Source organism: Phenylobacterium sp. (assembly GCF_036723115.1).
GTDB lineage: Bacteria > Pseudomonadota > Alphaproteobacteria > Caulobacterales > Caulobacteraceae > Phenylobacterium.
In genome coordinates this window covers 1-2,283 of sequence record NZ_DAIMHV010000234.1, presented here as the reverse complement: position 1 = coordinate 2,283, position 2,283 = coordinate 1, and the positions used below count along the sequence as shown (strand labels likewise).

Genomic DNA, 2,283 nt, shown 5'->3' with positions numbered 1-2,283 from the left:
CCCCCGGACATGGCGCGGGCCTTCGCCGCCGACTGCCAGGAAACCCCCGTCTGAGCCGGCGCGCGCGCCGCCCAGGATCAAAACCGGCGCCTGCGCGCTAACTGCGCTGTCATGCCCCTTTCGACCAATCCCGAATGGCCCCAGCTGGCCCTCTACGCCGCCGGCGCCGCCGTCGTCCTGATCGTGCTCTTCAACCTGCCCAAGGTCGGGCCGGCCTTCCGCGGCCTCTTCTCCTTCGCCCTGCTGGCCGGCACCCTCTTCGTGCTCTTCCAGCACGCCCCCTATGACCCCAACCTCTCGCGCCTCACCGCCCAGCTGGGCATCGACCGCCAGGAGGTGGCCGGCGACGAGGTCCGCATCCCCATGTCCCGGGACGGTCACTTCTGGGCCACGGTCAGCCTGAACGGGGTGGAGCGCCGCATGCTGGTGGACAGCGGGGCCACGGTCACCGCCCTGTCCGAATCCACCGCCCGGGCCGCCGGCGTGGAGCGCGGGACCAATCTCCTGCCCATCGTCCTGCGCACCGCCAACGGCGTCGTCCGCGCCGAGGCCGGGGTGGTGCAGCAACTCGCGCTGGAGGGCATCGAGGCCCAGGGCCTCAAGGTCGTCATCTCCCCCACCCTGGGCGATGTGGACGTGCTGGGCATGAACTTCCTCTCCCAGCTGCAGACCTGGCGCGTGGAAGGCCGCACCCTGATCCTCACCCCCGCCGGCGCCGGCGGTGAGGCCGACCCCGCCTAAGGGTCGGCCCGAACTTGACCCTGGTCGATCGCCGGGAACAGCCTGAGCCATGGCCCGTTCTCAGACCATGGTTTCCCGCCCATCCCGTAGCCGTGGCCGACTGCGGATGGTCAGCCGGTTCGCCCTCTTCTTCGGCGCCTGGCTGGTCCTGACCGGCGCCAAGCCCGACGCCCTCATCTTCGGACTGCTGGCGGCCGCCGGCGCCGTGGCGCTGGGGCGTCACCTGGCGCCCGCCGAAGAATGGCCCCTGCGCCTGGCCCACCTTCTGGTCCTGGCGCCGGGCTTCCTGTGGCGCTCCATGGTGGGCGGCGCCGATGTGGCCTGGCGGGTCTTCCATCCCGCGATGCCGCTCAAGGCCGGCTGGGTGGTCCATCCCGCCCGCCTGCCCGCCGGCGCCCCGCGGGTGCTGCTCTCCAGCGGCCTGTCCCTGATGCCGGGCACCCTCTGCGCGGGCGAACGCGACGACGGCCTGCTGGTCCATTGCCTCGACACCGACCGCGCCGTGGCCCGCCAGCTGGCGCAGGAGGAGGCGCGCTATGCCCGCCTGGCCGCCGATGACTGAGATCTTCGCCTTCGCCGCCCTGCTGGTCCTGGCCAGCCTCGCGGTCAGCTTCCTGCGCATCCTGGCCGGCCCCACCCGCGCCGATCGGATGATGGGCGCCCAGCTGGTGGGCACCGGCGGCGTGGCCATCCTCGTCCTGCTGTTCGTCGCCGAGGGCGAGGCGGCCATTCTCGACGTGGCCCTGCTGCTGGCCCTGCTGGCCGCCTTCGCCGCCGTGGCCTTCGTCAAGAGCGTCAGCCGCGACGGCGCCGGCGATCCGGAGAACGAGCCGTGATCGTCAATATCGCCTCCATCCTCCTGTTGATCGCCGGCCTCGTCTTCTTCGCCGCGGGCACGGCGGGGCTCCTGCGACTGCCCGATGTCCACACCCGCCTGCACGCCCTGACCAAGGCCGACAATCTCGGCCTGGGCTTCATCGCCACCGGCGCCGCCCTCCAGGCCCAGGACCTCTGGACGGTGCTGAAGCTCGCCCTGATCTGGCTCCTGGTTCTCGCGGCCTCGGCCACGGTGAGCCAGCTCATCGCCCGCACCGCCGCGCCGCCGCGGCCGGCCGCCGACGCCCCCGCCGAGCGTTGAGGGGGCCTCTGTGATGCTCGATCTCGTCTTCGACGCCCTGCTCTGCGCGCTCATCGTCGGCGCAGCCTTCGGGGCGGTGGCGGGCGCGCGCACCCTCTTCACCGGCGTCAGCCTGTTCATCGTCTATGGCCTCCTCCTGGCGCTCGCCTGGGTGCGCCTGGGCGCCATCGACGTGGCCCTGGCCGAGGCGGCCATCGGCGCAGGCCTCACCGGCGTCCTCCTGCTGCGCGCCGCGGCCCTGCTCCAGGACGCGGCCGACGACGACCCAGAAGCCCCCCAGCTGCGCCGAAGCCGCCCTTCGCCCCTCATCGCCCTGGGCGCGGCCGCCGTGGCCGCCGCCCTCGCCGGGGCGGGCCTCTCGGTGCAGGGCGGGCAAGGCCTGACCGGCGCGGTCCAAGCCGAAC

At 73.1% G+C, this 2,283-nt stretch carries 5 protein-coding genes; all 5 read left to right on the top strand.

The features are described 5' to 3' along the window. Nucleotides 1-111 precede the first annotated feature (111 nt). Complete coding sequence (locus tag V7D28_RS14940) at nt 112-741, top strand: retropepsin-like aspartic protease family protein (RefSeq protein ID WP_333588173.1); 630 nt, start codon at nt 112-114, stop codon at nt 739-741. Between the two features lie 49 nt (nt 742-790). Then, nucleotides 791-1,303 carry a Na+/H+ antiporter subunit E gene (locus tag V7D28_RS14935; protein WP_333588172.1) on the top strand — a complete coding sequence of 171 codons (513 nt, stop codon included), beginning with the start codon at nt 791-793 and terminating at the stop codon, nt 1,301-1,303. Continuing rightward, nucleotides 1,296-1,577 carry a monovalent cation/H+ antiporter complex subunit F gene (locus V7D28_RS14930; protein ID WP_333588171.1) on the top strand — a complete coding sequence of 94 codons (282 nt, stop codon included), beginning with the start codon at nt 1,296-1,298 and terminating at the stop codon, nt 1,575-1,577. The genes V7D28_RS14935 and V7D28_RS14930 overlap by 8 nt, the downstream gene beginning before the upstream one ends. Continuing rightward, nucleotides 1,574-1,879, top strand: a complete 306-nt coding sequence (locus V7D28_RS14925) for a cation:proton antiporter (RefSeq protein WP_333588170.1) — start codon at nt 1,574-1,576, stop codon at nt 1,877-1,879. Before V7D28_RS14930 ends, V7D28_RS14925 begins: the two co-directional genes overlap by 4 nt. 13 nt (nt 1,880-1,892) lie before the next feature. After that, nucleotides 1,893-2,283, top strand: a 391-nt coding sequence (locus tag V7D28_RS14920; protein WP_333588169.1) for a Na(+)/H(+) antiporter subunit B, incomplete at its 3' end; no start/stop codon positions are given.